This is a genomic window from Laceyella putida (assembly GCF_042665195.1).
GTDB lineage: Bacteria > Bacillota > Bacilli > Thermoactinomycetales > Thermoactinomycetaceae > Laceyella > Laceyella putida.
Window position 1 is genome coordinate 67,561 of record NZ_JBHTBW010000015.1, and the last position, 20,574, is coordinate 88,134.

17 protein-coding genes, 1 riboswitch and 2 other annotated features (1 of these 20 only partly in view) are annotated in these 20,574 nt (G+C 51.7%); of the genes, 4 read left to right on the forward strand and 13 right to left on the reverse strand.

Translation table 11 applies throughout. The annotated features are described in order from the left end of the window. Window positions 1–605: 605 nt before the first annotated feature. Window positions 606–1,712, reverse strand: a complete 1,107-nt coding sequence (gene gpr, locus ACFQNG_RS05735; protein ID WP_379863926.1) for a GPR endopeptidase — start codon at window positions 1,710–1,712, stop codon at window positions 606–608. Window positions 1,713–1,911: 199 nt separating this feature from the next. Between gpr and rpsT the strand changes: the two genes are divergently transcribed. Then, the gene (gene rpsT / locus ACFQNG_RS05740; RefSeq protein WP_379863927.1) at window positions 1,912–2,178 is read left to right on the forward strand and encodes a 30S ribosomal protein S20; all 267 of its coding nucleotides are present in this window, start codon (window positions 1,912–1,914) and stop codon (window positions 2,176–2,178) included. A gap of 119 nt (window positions 2,179–2,297) precedes the next feature. Here the strand turns inward: rpsT and trpS are convergent, their stop codons facing one another. Continuing rightward, window positions 2,298–3,275 carry a tryptophan--tRNA ligase gene (trpS, locus tag ACFQNG_RS05745; protein ID WP_379863928.1) on the reverse strand — a complete coding sequence of 326 codons (978 nt, stop codon included), beginning with the start codon at window positions 3,273–3,275 and terminating at the stop codon, window positions 2,298–2,300. Between the two features lie 47 nt (window positions 3,276–3,322). Further along, window positions 3,323–3,559: a binding site (T-box leader), on the reverse strand. Between the two features lie 139 nt (window positions 3,560–3,698). Here trpS and ACFQNG_RS05750 point away from each other — a divergent pair. Further along, complete coding sequence (locus ACFQNG_RS05750; protein WP_379863929.1) at window positions 3,699–4,211, forward strand: CcdC family protein; 513 nt, start codon at window positions 3,699–3,701, stop codon at window positions 4,209–4,211. A 127-nt stretch (window positions 4,212–4,338) separates the two neighbouring features. Here ACFQNG_RS05750 and ACFQNG_RS05755 read toward each other — a convergent pair whose 3' ends face one another. Continuing rightward, on the reverse strand, window positions 4,339–4,815 hold the full coding sequence (locus ACFQNG_RS05755) for a 2-thiouracil desulfurase family protein (RefSeq protein WP_379863930.1): 477 nt from the start codon (window positions 4,813–4,815) through the stop codon (window positions 4,339–4,341). Window positions 4,816–5,111: 296 nt separating this feature from the next. On the opposite strand from ACFQNG_RS05755, the gene ACFQNG_RS05760 reads away from it, so the two are divergent. After that, window positions 5,112–6,413, forward strand: coding sequence for a phytoene desaturase family protein (locus ACFQNG_RS05760; RefSeq protein ID WP_379863931.1), 1,302 nt, complete (start codon window positions 5,112–5,114; stop codon window positions 6,411–6,413). Window positions 6,414–6,473: 60 nt separating this feature from the next. On the opposite strand, the gene ACFQNG_RS05765 is transcribed toward ACFQNG_RS05760, so the two are convergent. The 8 genes from ACFQNG_RS05765 to ACFQNG_RS05800 form a co-directional block, all read right to left on the reverse strand. Continuing rightward, a complete protein-coding gene (locus ACFQNG_RS05765) occupies window positions 6,474–7,046 on the reverse strand; it encodes a hypothetical protein (protein ID WP_379863932.1) in 573 nt (190 codons plus the stop codon). A gap of 15 nt (window positions 7,047–7,061) precedes the next feature. After that, on the reverse strand, window positions 7,062–8,084 hold the full coding sequence (gene holA, locus ACFQNG_RS05770) for a DNA polymerase III subunit delta (RefSeq protein ID WP_379863933.1): 1,023 nt from the start codon (window positions 8,082–8,084) through the stop codon (window positions 7,062–7,064). Between the two features lie 19 nt (window positions 8,085–8,103). Further along, on the reverse strand, window positions 8,104–8,808 hold the full coding sequence (locus ACFQNG_RS05775) for an anti-sigma factor family protein (protein ID WP_379863934.1): 705 nt from the start codon (window positions 8,806–8,808) through the stop codon (window positions 8,104–8,106). Continuing rightward, on the reverse strand, window positions 8,798–9,349 hold the full coding sequence (locus ACFQNG_RS05780) for an RNA polymerase sigma factor (RefSeq protein WP_379863935.1): 552 nt from the start codon (window positions 9,347–9,349) through the stop codon (window positions 8,798–8,800). Before ACFQNG_RS05780 ends, ACFQNG_RS05775 begins: the two co-directional genes overlap by 11 nt. A gap of 98 nt (window positions 9,350–9,447) precedes the next feature. Then, the gene (locus ACFQNG_RS05785) at window positions 9,448–11,883 is read right to left on the reverse strand and encodes a DNA internalization-related competence protein ComEC/Rec2 (protein WP_379863936.1); all 2,436 of its coding nucleotides are present in this window, start codon (window positions 11,881–11,883) and stop codon (window positions 9,448–9,450) included. A gap of 125 nt (window positions 11,884–12,008) precedes the next feature. Then, complete coding sequence (gene dcd, locus ACFQNG_RS05790) at window positions 12,009–12,566, reverse strand: dCTP deaminase (RefSeq protein ID WP_379863937.1); 558 nt, start codon at window positions 12,564–12,566, stop codon at window positions 12,009–12,011. Window positions 12,567–12,951: 385 nt separating this feature from the next. Beyond that, a complete protein-coding gene (locus tag ACFQNG_RS05795; RefSeq protein ID WP_379863938.1) occupies window positions 12,952–14,112 on the reverse strand; it encodes an aminotransferase class I/II-fold pyridoxal phosphate-dependent enzyme in 1,161 nt (386 codons plus the stop codon). Window positions 14,113–14,270: 158 nt separating this feature from the next. Then, the gene (locus ACFQNG_RS05800) at window positions 14,271–15,407 is read right to left on the reverse strand and encodes an aminotransferase class I/II-fold pyridoxal phosphate-dependent enzyme (protein WP_379863939.1); all 1,137 of its coding nucleotides are present in this window, start codon (window positions 15,405–15,407) and stop codon (window positions 14,271–14,273) included. A gap of 86 nt (window positions 15,408–15,493) precedes the next feature. Beyond that, a riboswitch (SAM riboswitch) is annotated at window positions 15,494–15,605 on the reverse strand. A gap of 188 nt (window positions 15,606–15,793) precedes the next feature. Here ACFQNG_RS05800 and ACFQNG_RS05805 point away from each other — a divergent pair. Beyond that, window positions 15,794–16,987, forward strand: a complete 1,194-nt coding sequence (locus tag ACFQNG_RS05805; RefSeq protein WP_379863940.1) for an ornithine--oxo-acid transaminase — start codon at window positions 15,794–15,796, stop codon at window positions 16,985–16,987. A 106-nt stretch (window positions 16,988–17,093) separates the two neighbouring features. Here the strand turns inward: ACFQNG_RS05805 and ACFQNG_RS05810 are convergent, their stop codons facing one another. Continuing rightward, a complete protein-coding gene (locus ACFQNG_RS05810; protein ID WP_379863941.1) occupies window positions 17,094–17,729 on the reverse strand; it encodes a helix-hairpin-helix domain-containing protein in 636 nt (211 codons plus the stop codon). Window positions 17,730–17,939: 210 nt separating this feature from the next. Next, complete coding sequence (gene leuS / locus ACFQNG_RS05815; protein ID WP_379863942.1) at window positions 17,940–20,405, reverse strand: leucine--tRNA ligase; 2,466 nt, start codon at window positions 20,403–20,405, stop codon at window positions 17,940–17,942. A 52-nt stretch (window positions 20,406–20,457) separates the two neighbouring features. After that, window positions 20,458–20,574, reverse strand: a binding site (T-box leader); it runs 117 nt beyond the window's last position.

A 20,574-nucleotide genomic window follows, 5' to 3' on the forward strand; every position in this document is an offset into this window, starting at 1 on the left:
GCTGATAGAATATAAGAGCAAATGGATAAGTGCCCTGGGAAACAAGCTCCCCGAAATGGAACCGCTTGTCCCCATCGGCAAAAACTCATCGATCAGGCTGATTCGATGAGCTCGATCTTGCGCCCGTCAGGATCCAATACCAGAGCCCAGCGACCCCATGAGCTTTGAGGCAGGAAAAGAAACCAATCTCACACCGAGCGAACTCAGTTTTTCATGAGCCTCATCAAGCGCCGGAACCCGAAACCCCAACATCGTCTTATCAACGCAACAGGAAGACACCTCTTCCTTTGCGGGATATATCTCAAAAACGATCCCTTTCGGCAAACAGGAATAATGTATGGGGCCGGTGCCGTGCCTTTCCTCTTAAAAAGAGAGTCCCAGATCCCCATAAAAAGAGAGTAAGGTTACAAGCTTTTTTGTACGGATCACTATCAGACCAATGGATGCGGGCATCACGACCAGCTTCTCTCTAAAATATCTTTCACATGTGAAAAATTGCCACGCAAATCTTGGGTTCGACAAAAAAGCTGTTGACTTTGCGCAGTCAACAGCTCAAAACTCCAGCAGAAACGAAGTTTCCTTATATATGTCATCGATTACGTGAATCAGCCCACATGCGAAGCCACATTCTCCATGGTCACCGCATCATGCAATGCGCAATTCATCCCGTTTGCCAGCAATTTGGCCATATTGCCGATAAAGGAGTCCACTTCTTTGGGCGTGACAATCAAGTTTTGTCCGAGCGGAGACAATACCTCGTGGATCAATTGCCGTTTCTCTTCCGGATCGAGCGCGCCAAACATCCCCATCATGCGGTTTCTGGTTTCAGGTGGCGTTTGGTAGTTTTGCAGGTCCCTCACGCTGGGGCGATTATGCGGATCCAGCGGATTGGCGCGCATCCCGTGCACTTCCCGCCCCAGATGCGACAGTACGTAATCAATGGTATCGTGGGCGATCGTCACCGCGTCCACCACGGTGGGCACACCGATGGCGATCACCGGCACGCCCAGCGATTCTTTGGTTAAGGCTTTCCGTTTGTTTCCCACACCCGATCCCGGATGGATGCCGGTATCGGCCACTTGAATGGTCGTATTGACCCGGGTGAGCGCGCGCGAAGCCAAGGAGTCAAACGCAATGACAAAGTCAGGTTTGGATTTCTCCACCACGCCGTGCACAATTTCACTCGTCTCCATCCCCGTAATGCCCAAAACGCCCGGAGAGAGGGCACTGACGGGCCGGTACCCCTCGTCGACGGACTCGGGCATCAACTCAAACAGATGACGGGTGATCACCGTATGTTTCACGACGAGCGGTCCCAGGGCATCCGCCGTCACATTCCAGTTCCCCAGGCCAACCACCAAACAGGAGGCGTCCTCCCTTATGCCAATCTCGGACAAAAAGCGTCCAAATTGTTCGGCAAAGTGTTCACTCACCCGTTTTTCCAACATTGAATCCTTTGACCGCAAAGCGGGCACTTCAATCGTCAGGTAAGTTCCAGGCAATTTTCCCATCGCTTCGCTTCCCGCTTGATCATCAATCCAGATCCAACTGGTGGTAATTCCTTCCCGGGTGTCCTCTTCAACCCGCACACCGGGGATTTCGCTTGCGTCCCCTCGCTCCTCCACCGCCATTTGATGCGCTTCCCGCGCCAGGTCTGTGCGGATGGAGTAGCCGGATAAATCGATTTGATGTTCCTTTCGCTCCAGGTTCATCGCAGAACCTCCTTCCCCGCTATATCTATTGGGGATGTATGATGGCCACATCCCCCCGCATTCCCGCTAATAGTTTGCTTTTTCTTGATTTAATTATTCTCTGAGCTTCCTGTTATTGCTTTTTGCCATGGCTCGTGCTAGAATATTGCATGTTGCATAAATGGGATGCGGAGAACCAATCCCACAGGAGGTGAACGCATTGGCTAACATCAAGTCCGCAATCAAACGTGCTAAAACTAACGAAATCCGCCGTGAACGCAACGCTTCCCAAAAGTCCGCTATGCGTACGGCCGTGAAAAAATTCCTGGTTGCCGTTGATCAACAAGACAGCGAGAAAGCAGCGGTTCTGTACAACCAAGCTGCTCGCACCTTGGACAAAGCAGTAACCAAAGGCCTGATCCATAAAAATGCGGCGGCTCGCAAGAAGTCCCGCCTCGTTAAAAAATTGCAAGCATTGCAAGCGTAATGCGACCAATGAACGGCCCACTCGACTGGGTCGTTTTTTAAATTGTGACTTCTGCCACTTAGTGGCGAATAGTTCACTTAAAAAGATCTCGCCCCTACCCAGGACGAGATCCTTTTGCATTAAATAATCCCCATGGCATCTTTCATGCGCCGCAACGTTTGATTCGCCACTTCGCTTGCCTTTTCTCGGCCTTGCTCCAGTACTCTCATCACCTCATCCGAATTTCTGATTTCCCGGAAGCGCGCTTGGATCGGCGCGAGATGGTCCACCGTCACTTCAATCAGGTCCTTCTTAAACTGACCGTAGCCCACCCCTTCATAATCTTTTTCCAATTCTTTGATCGGCTTGCCGGACAAGCTGCTGTAGATGTTGAGCAAATTGCTGATGCCCGGCTTCGTTGCGGGATCGAAGCGAACCATGTTCTCCGAATCCGTGACCGCGCGCTTCAACTTCTTCTCGATCTTCTTCGGTTCATCCAGCAAGGTAATGTAGTTGAACTCGCTGTCGGCGCTTTTGCTCATCTTTTTCTCCGGGTTATCCAAACCCATGATTCTTGCCCCCACTTCCCCGATAAACGGCTCGGGCAGCGTGAGGACATCGGCGTAATCCCGGTTAAACCGCTCCGCAATCTCACGTGTCAGCTCCAAGTGTTGTTTCTGGTCTTCGCCAACGGGCACCCGGTTGGCATTGTACAGTAAGATATCCGCCGCTTGCAGAACCGGATAGGTGTATAGTCCCGCCACCACCGATTCAGACCCTTTTCCCTTCTCTTTGAATTGCACCATGCGGTTCAATTCCCCCACCCGGGCCACACACTGCAACAACCATCCCGCTTCGGCATGGGCCGCAACCTGCGACTGCACGAAGATGGTGGCCTTGGACGGATCAAGTCCAGTCGCCAAGTACATGGCCACCAGATCCAATGTTTTCTGTCTCAGTTCTTCCGGATTTTGCGGAATGGTAATGGCATGCAAGTTAACGACGCAAAAATAACAATCGGCTTCTTCCTGCAACTTCACAAAACGTTGCATCGCCCCAATATAATTCCCCAACGTGACGATGCCCGTCGGTTGGATTCCTGACAGTACGCGTTCCATGTCACAACGCCCTCCTTTTGCTGATGAAAATAAAAAAGCCCGCCCCAAAAAGGGACGAGCTTGAACTCGCGGTACCACCCTTGTTTGCCTGAAGCTTGGATCGCATCAGGCACACTTGATCTCAATAACGGAAGCAACCCGTTTTTCCCTACTGGCGGGATATCTTCCCGCGTTCAAGAAAACGGCTCCAAAGCCCATTCACACCGGGGACTGATTGGCTCGCACCATCCGCCAACTCTCTAAACAGCCGCTCCCATGCTACTCTTCTTTATCATCGCCGTCATCGGTATGAAAATTTTCCCAATCGCAAAGGATACTTATTGATATGTATTTTGCGCTAATTTTGCCCCGAAGTCAAGCATAACCTTATTTACAAAGGGACAAGAATGTGCTAGTTTTTTTCTAGAATTAGGAGGGACGGATATGGTTCAGACACTACCGATTCATCTCACGGCAATCGCACCGGTCATCGCTTTTCTGATGGCTTCGACATTTTTTATCATGCGGCTGAGGGCATCCAAAAAACCCACATCAGCCAAGAAGATCATCATTCCTCCACTCGGGATGAGCACAGGTTTTCTAATGTTCCTGTTTCCCGAGTTTCACATTCCAGCCGCGTGGGCGATCCTTTCCTTTTTGGTGGGGGCCTTGTTTTTTTCCTTGCCGCTGATCAAAACATCCGCTTTTGAAATAAAAGAAGACCAAATCTACCTGAAACAGTCGCGGGCGTTTTTGTTCATTCTGTCCGGCCTCTTCCTCGTACGTCTCTCTTTGCACAACTACATCGAACATCATATCAGCGTCTTTCAAACAGGCAGTGTGTTCTTCATCCTCGCTTTTGGCATGCTGTTGCCATGGCGCATCGCCATGTTGATGCAGTATAAAAAGTTGGAGCAAGAGCTCAAGCGAAACAAAACACCATCGACCGCCGTATAATAGGCGAATGGCCTCTCATGTGTGAGGGGCCTCTTTTGCGAAAGTACTTATGATGTTAACGAGTCGGTCGGCCATGTTGTTCCCTTCCACAAGCAGCACACTTTCATCCCTGGGTTGTGCTGAATAGTCATGAGTTTTTTGGTGTCTCTTGCTCTTCCCACGTCTCCTCCGACGCCACTTTGATCCCATGCCGTTCCAAGAGGGCCGCCGTCACCCCTTTGCCTGTTTTCTTCTTCCCTTGAAAGGTGCCATCATAGATCACGCAACTGCCGCAGGAGGGGCTCTTCTCTTTTAGGATCGCTTCATCCACCCCCAGCATCCGGGCCATGTGCAAAGCCTCATAGGCCCCGCGCACAAAGGCTTCCGTCACATCTTTCCCATCGATATCAATCACTTTGGCTTTCCCGTCCAACACATCATGGCCATCCCCGCCGACAATTTCCGCCGGCTTGCGCGGAGTGGACAAACCGCCCATCTGCTCGGGGCACACAGGAATCGCTTCACCCCGTTTAACCAGATCCTGGATCTGTTCCACGCGATTGTGCCTGCCGTCATAGCGACAATGAATCCCTGCAAAACAAGCGCTCACCAACTTTTTCTTCATCCGCCATCCCTTCCTTGTCCGCTTCATGTCCGTCTGTTTCCTCTGCCGTATCCATTTTTCCCACTTTATCATACAATAGTAGTCAGGCGAATTCGACGGCATAATCAAATGGCACAAGGTTTTTGACTTGCGCATGCCGATCCGTTACACTTCCGGCCTGAGAAACACTAGCAAGAAAGTTTCGAACTCAAACAAAAGCCTACTCTAAACGTTTTAAACTTGTTAAAATAGTGAAAGTGGTAGATATATCTATTTATTCCGCTTTGTAACCGTTTACTGGAGGAGAGTGTTTTTACGTGTCTGAAAAAGTGGTTGTGGTGGGTGGAGGTTTAGCTGGCTTAAGCGCTGCCGCTCGACTCACACACAATGGATACGACGTGACCCTGCTGGAAAAAGCGCCCAAATTGGGAGGGCGAGCCATTACCATCCCGTTAAAGGGATTTAATTTTAACTTTGGCGCTCACGCCATCTATGCCCGTGATAAATCCATCTTGCGCAAATTCGAACATGAAATCGGTTTGAACGTCAATTGGAAAGACTTTTCCCCATCCAAAGCTTATTATGACATGGGGTCATATACAACGCCGATGCCGGCGACATTGGAGGGGCTGTACCGCACCAAAGTCCTTGATTCCCAAGACAAGGTCCGGTTCGCCTATGAAGTGTTCAAGACGATGTCCTCCATCGAACGGGGGGAAGAAGGCATTCCCATTGGTGAGTATCTCCAAAAAGAGACGCCGCAAGTTCGCGATCTGCTGTTGACGATCGCTTCATCCAACTTTTTCACCAACGAACCAGAACGCATTCCTTCGACTCTGTTTTTTGATTACTACCGACGCCTGTTCGCGACCCAGCGCGCCGTCTCTTACATCGGTGGCGGTTGGCAAGCGATTGTCGAAGCTTTCGCTGGCATCATCGAGCAAAACGGCGGCAAAATCATCACCAAAGAAAAAGTGAGCCGCATCGAATTGGACGGCAACGAAATCACCGCACTCTACGGGAAAGAGGACACCGTTTACACGGCAGACCATTACATGTTCTGCATTCCGCCCAAAGAGTGCAGCCAATTGTTTGCGGAAACGCCATTCCACAAATACTTCGAAGAATATGTGCGATATAGTCCAACCCAAGTTGTCGTATATGATATCGGTCTCTCTGAACGGATTGCCAGTCCATTTACCTATATCTATCAAAAGGCGCAAAAAGTGTTCATCACCGACATCTCCTATTATGATACGACGTGTGTGCCCGAAGGCGGGCAATTGATGCAAGCGGTGGCCTACCTGAATGAGGAAGAGATCGCCCAAAACAAAGCGGACGAGAAAGTCAGCATCATCGAATCGGTCTACGATAAGCACTTCCCGGGTTGGCGCGACCGCCTCGTGGCCAAACGCGTATCCAAGAAAGCGACGGTGCAGGAAATCAAATGCATCGATGACCAACGCTTGATGCCTGTCAAGTTCCACAGTTTGCCCAACGCTTACTTTGCCGGAGACTGGTGCCAAGGAAAAGGGCAATTGTCCGAACTCTCCTTCACCTCGGCCTATGAAGCCACTCGCCGCATCATGAGGCACCCTGTGGAAGAAGAGCATGATTGATTGCAAAAAGCCTAGCCTCGCCTATGTTTGCGAGCTAGGCTTTTCTGTTTGTGAACGGCTTTAGGTCATCAGCATGACGACACAGGTGCCGATCAGCGTCATCCCCAGCATCACGGAAGCAAACACCACCGAAAAGAGCATTTTCTCATAGGCGTAGCCCCGCAACTGTTCCGGCGTCTTGTTATCCATCCGTTTGACGTGTGAGCGATGGGTCAGGTTGATGATCAACAATGCCGCCATCGGAACCACCGCGAAATACCAAGTCGGCATGCCTTCGCGAAACGGGGTGTCGCCACTCCGCATCCATGCTTGCACGAAGAAAAAGAGGCTGCAAGCGACCTGCAACAAAGCGGAAGAGAGATGGTATTTTCCCCAGCTCTCCCCCAATTTTTCACGCTCCATCCGCGTCAGCTCCTGCATGCCTGGGAGGAAGCTGAGCAGTGGGTTGCTTTCCTTAAACACCCAGATGCTGATAGGAGACACCAGAAAAACCAAGCCCAATGCCAGAAAAAATTGGGGCGCGGTCACATCAAGCAGCAACAAAAGACCCAAAAAAAGCAAAACCGTGACAAACAACCCGTTGAGATATAGCAGCTGGCGTTGGCGCAGCGCTTGTCGTCGTTGTTCTTGCATGAATGGTTGCTCCTTTCAAGCGGACATGTGCAGGCGGAATAACAAACGCTCCACGGCGAGTTCTTTGTCCACTTTTCCTGATTTGATCTCTTGATCCGCCGCAATGGCGAGTGCGAGCAAAGAACGCAATTGCGTTTCGCTAAACGCCCTTCCTTGGCGAAGGGCCAATTTCACCGGATAGGGATGAACTTTCAGCTGCTGTGCTATCTCGCGCTCACCCCTCCCTTGTCCGGCCAATGCCTTCACTTGCAACATCAGGCGGAATTGGCGTATCACCAAAGCTAATATCCGCACGGGCTCTTCTTTTTGAAACAGCAAATCATGCCAGATGTGAAACGCTTCATCCAATTTTCGCTCCGCGATTTTCTCCGTCAGCTTAAACACATCTTGTTCCAATGTGCGCGGAACCAATTCCGATACAATCTCTGTGGTGACGGTTCCGCCTTCACCCACAAACGTGGCCAACTTCTCGCACTCTTGATGCAGAAGGCGCAGATCATTTCCCACCAAGATGACCAGCTCTTTCAAGGCCTCTGTGGCGATCTGCACATGGCGCTCGCGAAAACGGCGCACCACCCACTCCACAACCTCTTTGCCCTTGAGGGATTCAAATTGCATCGTGCGGGCACCAGCCAACAATTCTTTCACTACCTTTTTGCGCTTGTCCAACTGGTCACTGTGGAGTGTAAGCACCACCACGCTGGTCGCCAGCGGGTTTTTCAAATAGTGGATCAACGCTTCCGCATCATGGGAAACGCCGCTTTTCCCTTTTCCTGCGGTCAAAAACTGCGCGTTCTTCCCGATGATAAAGCGACGTTCACCAAAAAAAGGAAGCGTCTCCGCCTCCTGTATCAGCATCTGAATCGGCGTTTCCTCCAGATCTAGCGCAACCCTGTTGCCAAATTCATCTTCCCCGGGCATCAATTGGGCTTCTAGTGCCGCCAAAGCTTCCTCGATCAGATAGGGCTCCGTGCCGTAAAAAAAGTAAACCGGGTGAATCTTTTGCTGTTTCAACTCCCGTAAAAGCTCCTGGTTCACTCACTTTCACCTCTTCACCCTAGTTTACCTTTTTGCCCTGCACCGCATCAATAGTGAGCTTCTTCACATGGCCATTTTTATCTTTATAGGTGACCATGATGCGTTGAGAAGAAACCCATTTCATGTTGGGAGCCTGTTCGGCATCCGGCAACTCTTCATTAAACCGGATGTCCCCTTCCTTTGTTTGCACAATGAGGTGATGGTTGTCTTGCCATGTCGCTTGATACTTCTGGTCCGGCGAGAACAACACTTTCGTTTGGGATTCAGTTCCCAAAGATGCCAGCTCGCCGGGCGGCATCTGATTTGGGTCGATGATTTCTATTTGTTTCGAGCCCTTGGACGACATGGATTGGTTGGGATCGGTCATCAAACCGTTGACCCACATCCCGCTCGCAAATCCGACGACAAACAGCGTCGCCATGCCCGCGATCACTTTATGGGACGGGCGCCAGCGCGCAAATCGGGTCGGACGGGGCGGGGCCGTCTCCGGTTGGTGTTCCGCCGGTTTCTGTTCCCACTCGGACAGGAGCGAATCGACCAAACTGGCAGGCGGCATCACTTTGGGCAATCGGGACAGTTCGTCGGATAAGGAACGGAACTCCTCGTAAGTCTGCGCATCTTCAGACGACCGGGCCAAGTGCTTCTCCAACATTTCCTTTTCCACTTGCGTCAAGTCGCCATCGAGGTCACGTTGCATCCAATCAACCCATTTTTCATGTTCCATGGGTGGTAGCCCCTCCTTCCTGATAAGCCACCAGCCATTTTTTCAATTGCTTGCGGGCCCGGAACAAATGCGATTTCACCGTATTGATCGGCATCCCCATCGCTTCGGCAATCTCCTGGTAGTTATACTCTTGGATATAACGTAACACGACTGCCGTTTGCTGTGCTTCCGGCAAGCGAGAAATGGCCTGCTTCAGATCCGTCATCATCGCCCCGCTTTCCACTTCGCGGCTGGCTTTGGTATCTTCGCGCCACAGATCTTCCCGCATCAATACCACCTTCTTCCTTTTGCGAAACATGTCCATACAGACATTGGTCACAATCCGTTGGGCCCACGTATGGATCATGGCATCCCCTTTGTACGTCGGCAGATGCTTATACACCTTCAGAAGGGCTTCTTGTGTTGCGTCTAGAGCATCTTGTTCATTGTTTAACAAATAGTACGCCGTTCGATACATCGAGACTTCCAGTTGCTTTAAAATCTGGACAACGGCCTGTCTGTCTCCCGTTTGGGCACGCCTGATTAAGTCAGAGCCGAGCAACAATACCCCCTCCTACGATTTAGACTTTTTCGCTCTGATCGATGTTGCAACCAGTTTACCATAAATTTGCCGCATACCAATTGAAAAAAGTTTGCCTTTTACTTTTTCATATCGAAAGGACTGCCAATTTTTAAAAAAGGGGCAAATCGCAAACGGCCATCCTCAATCTCCACTTGAATCGCACCTTGCCGATCCGTCCGCCAGATATGAATGCGCTCCCGCTGCAAACGCTGAATCACTTCCGGTGCGGGATGGCCATAGCGATTCCGCTCTCCGACAGAAATGACGGCATGCTCCGGCCGCAACGTTTTCAGCCACTCGGCCTGGGTTCCCGACCGGCTTCCGTGGTGGGCCACTTTCAACAGATGAATGTCGGGAAGGCGCACACGGCGAAGTAGCTCCGTTTCGGTAGGGCTCCCCGCGTCTCCCGGAAAGAGAAGACGCACTCCTTCAATCGTCACCAAAAAGACGAGCGAATCTTCATTTCTCTCCCGACGCGATTCCATCCCGGGATGGTAAAATTGCCATTCCACGCCTTCGTCAATCGTCACTGACCGGCCCAAGCGTGGAACGTAGACAGGAATGGCCCGCCGTCGTATCGTTTCCATCACTTCCTGTTCCATTGGTGTTTGGACCGAGGAGGGATTTCGCACCACCCGCTTAACCGGGATGCGCTCGACGATGACTTGAATCCCGCCAATATGGTCCAAATCGCCATGAGTCATCACCAGCGTGTCAATCTGATGAATTCCCTGTGCTTTGAGAAAGGGGAGCACCACTTGTTTTCCGGCGTCAAATGATGTTTTTCTCGCTTGCCAACCCCGCCGCTCCCGAATATCGCGTCCACCGCCATCGATCACGATCACGTGACCCGTTTTCGTTTCGATCACGGTGCAATCACCCTGACTCACATCCAAAAACGTGACTCGCGTCGCACTCCCCCCTTCTTGCATGACTGCCGCCACACATAAAAGGGCCAGCCAACAGACCAATGAACAAATGCGATGGGGAACAACGGTATGGCGAAAAGCCCCACACCATGCGGCGAAGAGATACAGGCTGAAGAGCGCATAACAAGCCAACCACCAGACCGGTGGCGCCTGCCAGGTGAAGTGCAACGGGTTCGCCCACACCATCCAGTCGGTTCCCCATTCCACCCCTTTCACGAACATGGTGACAAGATGAGCCAACCAAGCGGCTCCCGTTTCCCATCCCTGCGCCAAAAAGAGAGACATCATCCCCAAGGGCGTCACCCCCAAACTGACAACAGGGACGAACAAAAGATTGGCAAGCCATGAAAGGAGGGAATATTCATGAAAATGGACGAACGAAAACGGCAACGACACCCCCTGCGCGATCATGGTCCCCGCTAACATTTGACGCGCCCAAGACCAAGGCAAAGGAAGGGCCTCGCTCAAACTGTGCGTCCCCACGATCAGGGCCGCCGTGATGGCATAGGTGAGTTGAAAGCCCGCTTCCCCCAGTTGATATGGGTTCCATACGCATTGCCCCAGAAAGGACAGGGCCAAAAAAGACAAAAGATCACGATGATGACGCCAAAGCGTGGCCAAGAGAACCATTCCCGCCATCAAGGCGGACCGAATCACAGGCGCCCCCATCCCCGTCAGGATCACGTACACCGGTAGACAAACCAAAACCACAATGGCCGCTTTTTCCCGAGTCATGCCAAGCCGTTTCAAACCGATATATCCCCCCGCCAGCAACACACTGACATGCAAACCTGAAATCGATAACAGATGAATGATTCCCAAAGTGGCATAATCTTGCTCAACCCGCTCTGGAACAGCCTTCCTCTCTCCCAACAAAATTCCCCGCATCACACCGGCGATCGCAGGGGGATACAAGCGTTCAATCACCTCCCCCGAACGTTGCCGCATCCCATACACCCAATTCATGGGATGGTAATGGGCAACGGCAAGCGGACGCATGACGGACAATGACTTCCCTTCCCCCAACCAATGAATGCCACGATGCGCCAGATACGTCCGGTAATCAAAGGCGGCTGGGTTGCGCGGTAGCGGAGGGGGAGAAAAAGTGAGCGGCATCTTCACAGTCTGATATGGTTCCACTTGCCCTGCTTGTTGCCATTCGCGCAAAGTGGACAAGATCACCGTGACTTGCACCGGTTCACGTTTCGGCAAGCGGTGCCATTTCCCACCCAGCCGGATCCGATCCACAACCAGCACAAACTGAAGCCGATCCCCATCCCGTTCGGGCAGTGAACGGATTGTGCCCACGACTGGAACCATCTGTGTCCCATGCCCTCTGATGAGCGGGGTGATCGCCGATGACTGATGCGCCTCCATCCAAGCGATGCGCCAACCCGCCGCGCATAATCCCACCATTAGCAATGTTACCACGATCCCTTTTCGCCATTGATAATAAATCCATCCACCCCCGGCCAGCGCGATCACGAAGCCGACGAAATAAACAAGAGGAGGAAGCCCGCACCACCCAACCAGGATGCTGCCGAGCATCCAACCCACACTCAATACCACGAGGGGACGTTTCACCGGTCTCACCACCTTTCCGCTTCCTGTCTCTTCTCTACAACCCAAAGGGAATTCCTTCTTTTTCCAACAAATTTCAACAAAAAACACCCATCCTGAAGACGGGTGTCCCCTTTCTTGGGCTGAACTTACACTTTCGGCAGCGTGATGCCCACCTGCCCTTGGTATTTCCCCTGTTTATGCCCGTAAGAGACTTCGCAGGCCTCATCACTTTCCAAGAATAAGATTTGGCATAGCCCTTCATTGGAATAAATCTTCGCCGGAAGTGGGGTGGTATTGGAAATCTCCAATGTCACATATCCTTCCCAACCGGGTTCCAGCGGGGTTACATTGGTGATAATGCCGCAACGCGCGTATGTGGATTTGCCCACGCAAATGGCCAAGACATTTTCCGGAATGCGGAAATACTCCACGGAGCGGGCCAGGGCAAACGAATTCGGCGGAATGATGCACACATCCCCTTGAAAATCCATAAACGAATCGGAACTGATCGCTTTAGGATCGATAACCGAGTTTAAGGCATTATGAAAGATTTTATATTCATCCGCCACCCGGAGGTCATATCCATAACTGGACAAGCCAAAGCTGACGGCTTCCCCTTTTCCCACATTGCGATCAATAAATGGCTCGATCATCTTATATTCCATAGCCATTTTGCGAATCCATTTATCCGATTTGATGGTCATCTTCAGTAACTCCTTCTCTGAACTAGATATTCCTTTATCATTGTACATAAATCAACTAAAAAGAAAAATGCCCCCAACTGAAAGGAGGCAATCGACAGGCTAACTAAGTGGCCCCGGAGTCGATTTTTGAGTCTTCGTTCCTTGGTCGCTTATCGGTAAGTAACTCCGTCGCCGAACTTTGGCGCTGCAACAACCACTTTCGTTGTCGCTATCGCTCCGTTGCCCGCTTTCTTCCTTCGTTCGGCACTCCGCTTGATTAACAGCTCCCAGTCACTTCGCTTTCAAAAATCTTACTCCTTTTGGGTTTATCATGATCTTGCATGTCCTCAACTGAAAGGAGGCATCCGTCTGCTCATTTTGTCTATGTAGGCCATCGATCCGCATTTTATTTGCCCACGGCAATCGTTAAGCGAGATTCGAGCGCCTGCGCCAAATCTTCAATCAAATCGTCGGCGCTTTCCAAACCGACCGACAGGCGCAACAACCCGTCAGTGATTCCATGCTTTTGCCGAACTTCTGGCGGCATGGAAGCGTGGGACATCAGCGCGGGATAAGATAAGATGCTTTCAACTGCGCCCAGGCTGACCGCCACGATCGGCAACTTGACATGATCCAACAGCTGGCGCACCCGTTCTTTGCTGCCCAGGTCAAAAGATAGGACCGCTCCGTGCCCGCTGGCTTGCGCATCTTGCAAATAGTGGCCTTCATGGGACGGCAACCCGGTGTAGTACACCCGCTCCACACCCGGATGCTGTTGCAGCCACAAGGCGACTTTTTCCGCGCTTCGCGTAGACAACTCCATCCGCGCTTTCAGCGTTTTGATCCCTCTCAGCACCAACCAGGCATCATGCACACCCAGAATCGCCCCGAATGAGTTTTGCAACAATGACAATTCTTCTGCCAAGTCTTCATCTTTGACCACAACCAATCCCGCGATCACATCGCTGTGCCCCGCAATGAATTTCGTCGCGCTATGGATGACGATATCCACACCCAAACTGAACGGGCGTTGGAAATACGGGGTAAGGAAGGTGTTGTCCACAATCGTGCGGAAACCATGCGCTTGGGCGATGTTGACAATCCCTCTGATGTCCGTCACCTTGAGCAACGGATTGGATGGCGTCTCGATATAGATCGCTTTGGTATGGGGCTGGATGGCCTGAACCACTTGTTCCAGATCCGTTGTGTCCACAAAGCTCGTTTCAATGCCCATCCGCTCAAACACCTTGGTCAGCACGCGGTAGGTGCCGCCGTACACGTCTTGGGAGACAATCAGGTGGTCACCGCGCGAGAAGAGAAGAAAAACCGTTGAGATGGCCGCCATGCCAGAGGCGAAAGCAAAGCCTTTACACCCTCCTTCCAGCTGGGCGATGGTCTCTTCGAGCGCTTTGCGGGTGGGATTGCCCGAACGGGCGTAATCAAATTCTCCCGGTTGATCGATCGAAAATTGATGAAAGGTCGACGCTTGGTACATAGGGATGCTGGCCGCTCCCGTATATGGATCAATCTCATTTCCATTGTGCAACAGTTTGGTTTCAAATCTCATCTCATCCTCATCCTTTCATATAAGTCCTTCTTAGCGAGCGTAATTTGCGAGGTTAGAAGGACTATACTCCGCTTGGCAGAGTTTCCTCTCCTCTTCTTAACGAGCGTATTTGCGGGGTTGACGGAGTTTCCTCTCCTCTTTTAGGCGACTCCGCCCAATCACCCCACTTGTGCCAATGCTTGCGCCAAATCGGCAATCAAGTCTTCTCCATGTTCAATTCCCACGGACAAACGCAACAATCGGTCACATACGCCCACTTTCTCCCTGATCTCGACCGGAATATCGGCATGGGTTTGCGTCGCCGGATAAGTGATCAAACTCTCCACTCCACCAAGACTTTCGGCAAAAGTGATAATCTTCAAAGAGTTGAGAACTGGTTGCACCCACTCTTTTCGTTTCAAGCGGAATGACAACATACCACCATAACCATCCGCTTGCGCATCAAGCAAGGTTTTGCTCCGCACATCCAATGCCGGATAAAACACAGTTTCAATGGCGGGATGGTTATGCAAAAACGCCGCAATCGCCTGCGCGTTGGCTTGATGTTGCCTCATGCGAAGCGCCAGGGTTTTCATCCCCCTCATCAACAACCAACAGTCCAAGGGTCCCAAGACCGCGCCAATCGCCTTTTGCAAAAAGGCAACCTGCTCCGTAAGCGCTTCGCCTTTGGTTACGATCAAGCCCGCCAAAACGTCGTTATGCCCGCCCAAATACTTGGTCGCGCTATGAAACACGATATCGGCGCCCAAGGTAAGGGGTCGTTGCAAAAAAGGCGTCATAAACGTGTTGTCAACAATGGTTAATAACCCGTGGGCCTTGGCCAGCTTGCATACCGCCTCAATATCCGTCACGCACATCAGCGGATTGGTTGGCGATTCTATGAAAATCGCTTTGGTATTCGGCTGAATGGCCCGCCGAATGTCCTCTAACTCACGCAAATCCACATAAGTGAAGGAACACCCGTACCGTGTCATCACTTTTTCAAACAAGCGATACGTCCCGCCATAAAGATCGAAGGAAACGATCAAATGGTCGCCTTGACCAAACAGTCCCATCAAGGTGTGAATCGCCGCCATCCCCGAACTGCAGGCAAACCCACCATCGCCTTCTTCCAATTGGGCCACGCTTTCCTCCAAGACTTCCCTTGTCGGGTTGGAAGCACGTGCATAATCATACCCCGTGCTTACGCCATCAACATGTTCATAGGCCGTCGAAAAATAAATAGGAAAGTTCACCGCTCCTGTTTTTCGTTCCCTTTTGTTTCCCATTTGCGCCAACTTTGTTTCTATTCTCATCGGTGCTTCCTCCCCTGTATGGCAATCTTAAATAAAAAACCTCTTCTCGATAAGAGAAGAGGTTCTTCTGGCTGAGCGACCATCTTCTCTTATCTCTCAGAACTTCCGTTCTGCAGGAATTGGCACCTTCCGGTGAAACATGCTCACCGAGGTTGCCGGGCTTCATCGGGCCAGTCCCTCCACCGCTCTTGATAAGAGAATAAATATTCATATTTTCACGATTCCATTGTTTTTCAGCAATCTTAAGTTGATTATACCTACTCATTTTCTATTCGTCAAGCGTGTTATTTATACGGGTAAGTGAAATAGTATACATTTCATTGATTTCGCTCTCTTTATTCCCTAAAATGAGGTTGATTGGCAAATTAAAAGGGGGTTCACCATCCATGTCTAAAAACAAAGCATTGATCGAGCTTACGGATAAATTTGGAGCGAAGAACTATCATCCACTGCCGATCGTGATTTCCAAAGCGGAGGGAGTATGGGTGGAAGATGCGGATGGCAATCGTTACATGGATATGTTAAGCGCTTACTCCGCACTCAACCACGGTCACCGTCATCCGCGCCTCATTCAAGCCCTGAAGGATCAAGCGGATAAAGTCACGCTCACTTCCCGCGCCTTCCACAATGATCAATTGGGAGCGTTCTATGAAAAAGTGGCAGAACTGACCGGCAAAGAAATGGTCCTCCCGATGAACACTGGCGCGGAAGCGGTTGAAACAGCCATTAAAGCGGCGCGCCGCTGGGCATACAATGTGAAAAAGATCGCTGACAACCAAGCGGAAATCATCGTATGTGAAGACAACTTCCACGGACGCACCATCACCGCCGTCTCCCTGTCTTCCAACGATGAATACAAGCGTGGTTTCGGTCCTCTCACCCCAGGGTTTAAAGTGATTCCTTATGGCGATCTGGAAGCGCTTAAAGCAGCGATCACCCCAAACACGGCCGCCTTCATGTTGGAGCCGATCCAAGGGGAAGCAGGCGTGATTGTCCCTCCAGAAGGTTTCTTGAGCGAAGCGCGTGAAATCTGTCGGGAGAACAATGTCCTCTTTATCGCCGATGAGATCCAAACCGGCTTCGGACGGACGGGACAACTCTTCGCCTGTGATTGGGAAGGCGTGAAGCCTGACATGTATATCATGGGTAAAGCTCTGGGTGGCGGAGTCATGCCTATTTCCGCTGTCGCCGCCGACAAAGAAATCATGGGTGTTTTTGAACCGGGTTCGCACGGCTCCACCTTTGGCGGTAACCCGCTCGCTTGCGCCGTGGCCATTGCCGCATTGGATGTGTTGTTAGAAGAAGAGCTCCCGACCCGTTCCCGCGAATTGGGCGAGTACTTTATCAACGAGCTGCGCAAAATAGAGAACCCCATCATCAAAGAAGTGCGCGGAAAAGGCCTCTTCATCGGCATGGAATTGCATGAAGCGGCGCGTCCATACTGTGAAGCCCTGATGCAAGAAGGACTTCTCTGCAAAGAAACGCATGACAACACGATCCGCTTTGCGCCACCACTCACCATCACGCAAGCAGAATTGGATCTCGCATTGGAAAAAGTGCGCAAAATCATTGCAAAATAAGCCTGTCCCACTTTATTCATGCGGATCTTGAAAGAAATGGGAGCGCTTGATGAAAAACAGTTCATCGACCTGCACTTGGCGACTCAGGATAACCTGGGTCGCTTTTTCAATTCAGCACGATTTGCTCACGAAACTTCTCCACCGTCTTCTCGCCAATGCCAGGAACTTGCGCGATCTCCTCCACCGACCGGAACGGACCATGTTCCTCACGATAGCGAACAATGGCCTCCGCTTTGCTTGGCCCGATCCCATTTAACTGGTCCAATTCTTCCGCGGTCGCCGTATTCACATTGATTTTCCCGCCGGACGTCTCTGATGCGGCTACACCCCCTCCGGGAAATGATGCCGGTTCCTCCCCTTGTTTCGGGATATACAACACCATCCCATCTCGAAGCGGCTCCGCCAAATTCACCTTGCTCAAGTCCGCCTCCTCTCTCGCTCCACCCGCGCGCTTAAGCGCCTCATAAACCCTCGCCTCTCCGGCAAAATGATAAATTCCCGGCTTATGCACCGCTCCCTTCACATCAATGATCACTTCTTGCTTGTCGATTTCTGGCTGTTTGTCCACTTCCGTTGCCGGCGTCTTCTCCGATGGCGCATTCGCTTGAGCCTGATATTCCATCCATCCCGCTTCTTCCGGCCGATCCTCCTGTCCAAACAGCCAGACCGTCCCACCCACCAGCAACACTCCGCCCAGAGCCAAAGCCAACCATTTCTCCCTGGGCGTCCAACCCCAATGCACCATGAAACCTCACACTCCGACATGATTTTCCAATTAATACCACTATACCTTTTCTCCCCCCATTCAAACAAGAGGAAATTCAATTTCTTCGACAAACCTGTTGCATGATTGCGGTTAACGCCTATTGTTCACTCGTCGGTAGTCCAGGGTCAGAAAACAAAAAGGCTCCACCCCTGTACCTGGGGTAGAGCCTTCCTCCGGCAAACCCGATCAGTTCGCCACGATATTCACCAGTTTACCCGGCACCACAATCACCTTGCGCACCGTTTTTCCTTCAATCAGCGCCTGAATGCGCTCTGTTGCCAACGCTTGTTTCTCCACTTCCTCACGGGTGGCTTGGGTGGCGACAACCAATTTATCTCTGACTTTCCCATTGATCTGCACCGCTATTTCCACTTCATCCAACACCAACGCTTGCTCATCATGGACAGGCCAGCTGACGCGATGCACGCTGCCTTCTTTCCCCATCCATTGCCACAGTTCTTCCGTCACGTGTGGCACAAACGGCGCCAGCAAGACAACCAGGGTTTCCAGCGCTTCCTTCAACACGGCGCGATCCGCATGCTCTGGATAACTGTACAACCCATTGACCAATTCCATGATCGCGCTGATGGCCGTGTTAAAGTGGCTGCGTTCCCCGATTTCGCCCGTTACCTTTTTGATGGTCTGATGCAGCAGGCGACGCAACTCTTTCGCTTCTCCGCTCAATTCTCCACCTGGCGCGATGTCTTGCGTGAACAACGCTTCATGCTGGGCGATCAGCCGCCATACGCGGTTGATGAATCGATAGCTGCCTTCGACCCCCGCATCGCTCCATTCCAAATCGCGGTCCGGCGGTGCCGCAAACAAGATGAAGAGCCGCGCCGTATCCGCGCCGTACTTTTCAATGATCTCCAACGGGCTCACCACATTGCCTTTGGACTTCGACATCTTGAAGCCGTCTTTCAAGACCATCCCTTGTGTCAACAAGCTTTTGAATGGCTCATCCACATGAACCAATCCCGCATCATACAAGACTTTGGTAAAGAAGCGGGAATAGAGCAAATGCAGAACCGCGTGTTCAATCCCGCCGATGTACTCATCCACAGGCAACCATTTCGCCGCTTTTTCCGGCGAGAAAGGCATGTTCTCATTCTTCGCATCGGTATAGCGCATAAAGTACCATGAAGAATCAACAAACGTATCCATGGTATCCGTTTCACGGCGCGCCGGTTTGCCACAGCTGGGGCACGTGGTATGCACAAATGTATCCGAAGTGGTCAACGGATTGCGTTTCCCGTCAAACACCACATCTTCCGGCAAAATGACGGGCAACTGCTCTTTGGGAACCGGAACAGTGCCGCACGCATCACAATAAATGATCGGGATCGGCGTACCCCAATACCGTTGGCGGGAGATGAGCCAGTCACGCAACCGGTAGGTCGTCGTCCAACCGCCTTGGTTCCGCTCTTCCAAGTGCTGGGCGATCGCCTTTAACGCTTGCCGGTTTGGCATACCGTCAAATTCCCCCGAGCCGACCAACACCCCGTCTTCGGTAAAAGCTTCCGCCAATGGCTCAGCCAGCGCTTCACCTTCCACCGGTTGAATCACGGTCTTGATCGGCAACGCGTATTTGGTCGCAAACTGGAAGTCCCTCTCATCATGCGCCGGCACTCCCATCACTGCACCAGTGCCATAATCCAGCAATACATAATTGGCCACCCAGATGGGCACCTTTTCTCCCGTAAGCGGATGTTTCGCATAGGCTCCGGTAAAGAGGCCCACTTTTTCCGCCTCCGTGGATGTCCGTTCGATTTCGGACTGTTTTTTCATCTGCTCGATAAAGGCGAGCACGTCCGCTTCGGTCTCCTTGCCTTTCACGAGGCGCGGCACCAAGGGATGCTCAGGCGCCAACACCATGTAAGTCACCCCGAACAAGGTGTCGGGACGGGTGGTAAAGACTGTCACTCGCTCGTCCCCGCATTCGGGAATGGTGAAGGTCACATGCGATCCTTCACTTTTGCCAATCCAGTTGCGTTGCATCGCCCGCACCCTGTCGGGCCAATCAGGCAAGCGGTCCAAACCTTCCAGCAGGCGTTCCGCATAATCCGTAATGCGCAGGAACCATTGCTCCAGCTCTTTTTTGGTCACTTCCGAATCACAGCGCCAGCACTTGCCGTCTTCCACCTGTTCATTGGCGAGTACCGTATTGCAGTCCGGACACCAGTTGACAGACGCTTTTTTGCGGTAAGCCAACCCGCGTTCATAGAACAGCAAGAACAGCCATTGGTTAAATTTATAGTAATCGGGCAAGCAAGTGCCCAAGTAACGCTCCCAATCATAGGAAGCGCCGATCAAAGCTTGTTCTTTGCGGATTCGCTCCATATTGGACAATGTCCACTCGCGCGGATTGACGCCCCGGTTGATCGCCGCGTTTTCCGCAGGCAGGCCAAACGCATCCGCCCCCATCGGGTGCAATACGCGATAACCGTTCATGCGGCGGAAACGCGCCACCACATCACCAATGGAATAAACGCGCATATGCCCCATATGCAACCCTTCTCCGGAGGGATAAGGGAATTGCTCCAACGCGTAATATTTGGGTTTACTCTCATCTTCATCCGTCTGGTACAGGTTGGCTTCCTGCCACCTCCGCTGCCATTTGCTCTCGATTTCTTTTGGCGAATACTCTCTCATGACACTTACGCTCCTGTCCTAAAAAATATAAAACCTCCCGCCCCTAGACTTAGCTAGGGACGGGAGGTTGGATTTAACAATTCCCGCGGTACCACCCTAATTAGTACCAAATGAAGTACTCACTCAAAATCCGCTAACGGGGATGAACCGCCAAAGGGTACTAAACATC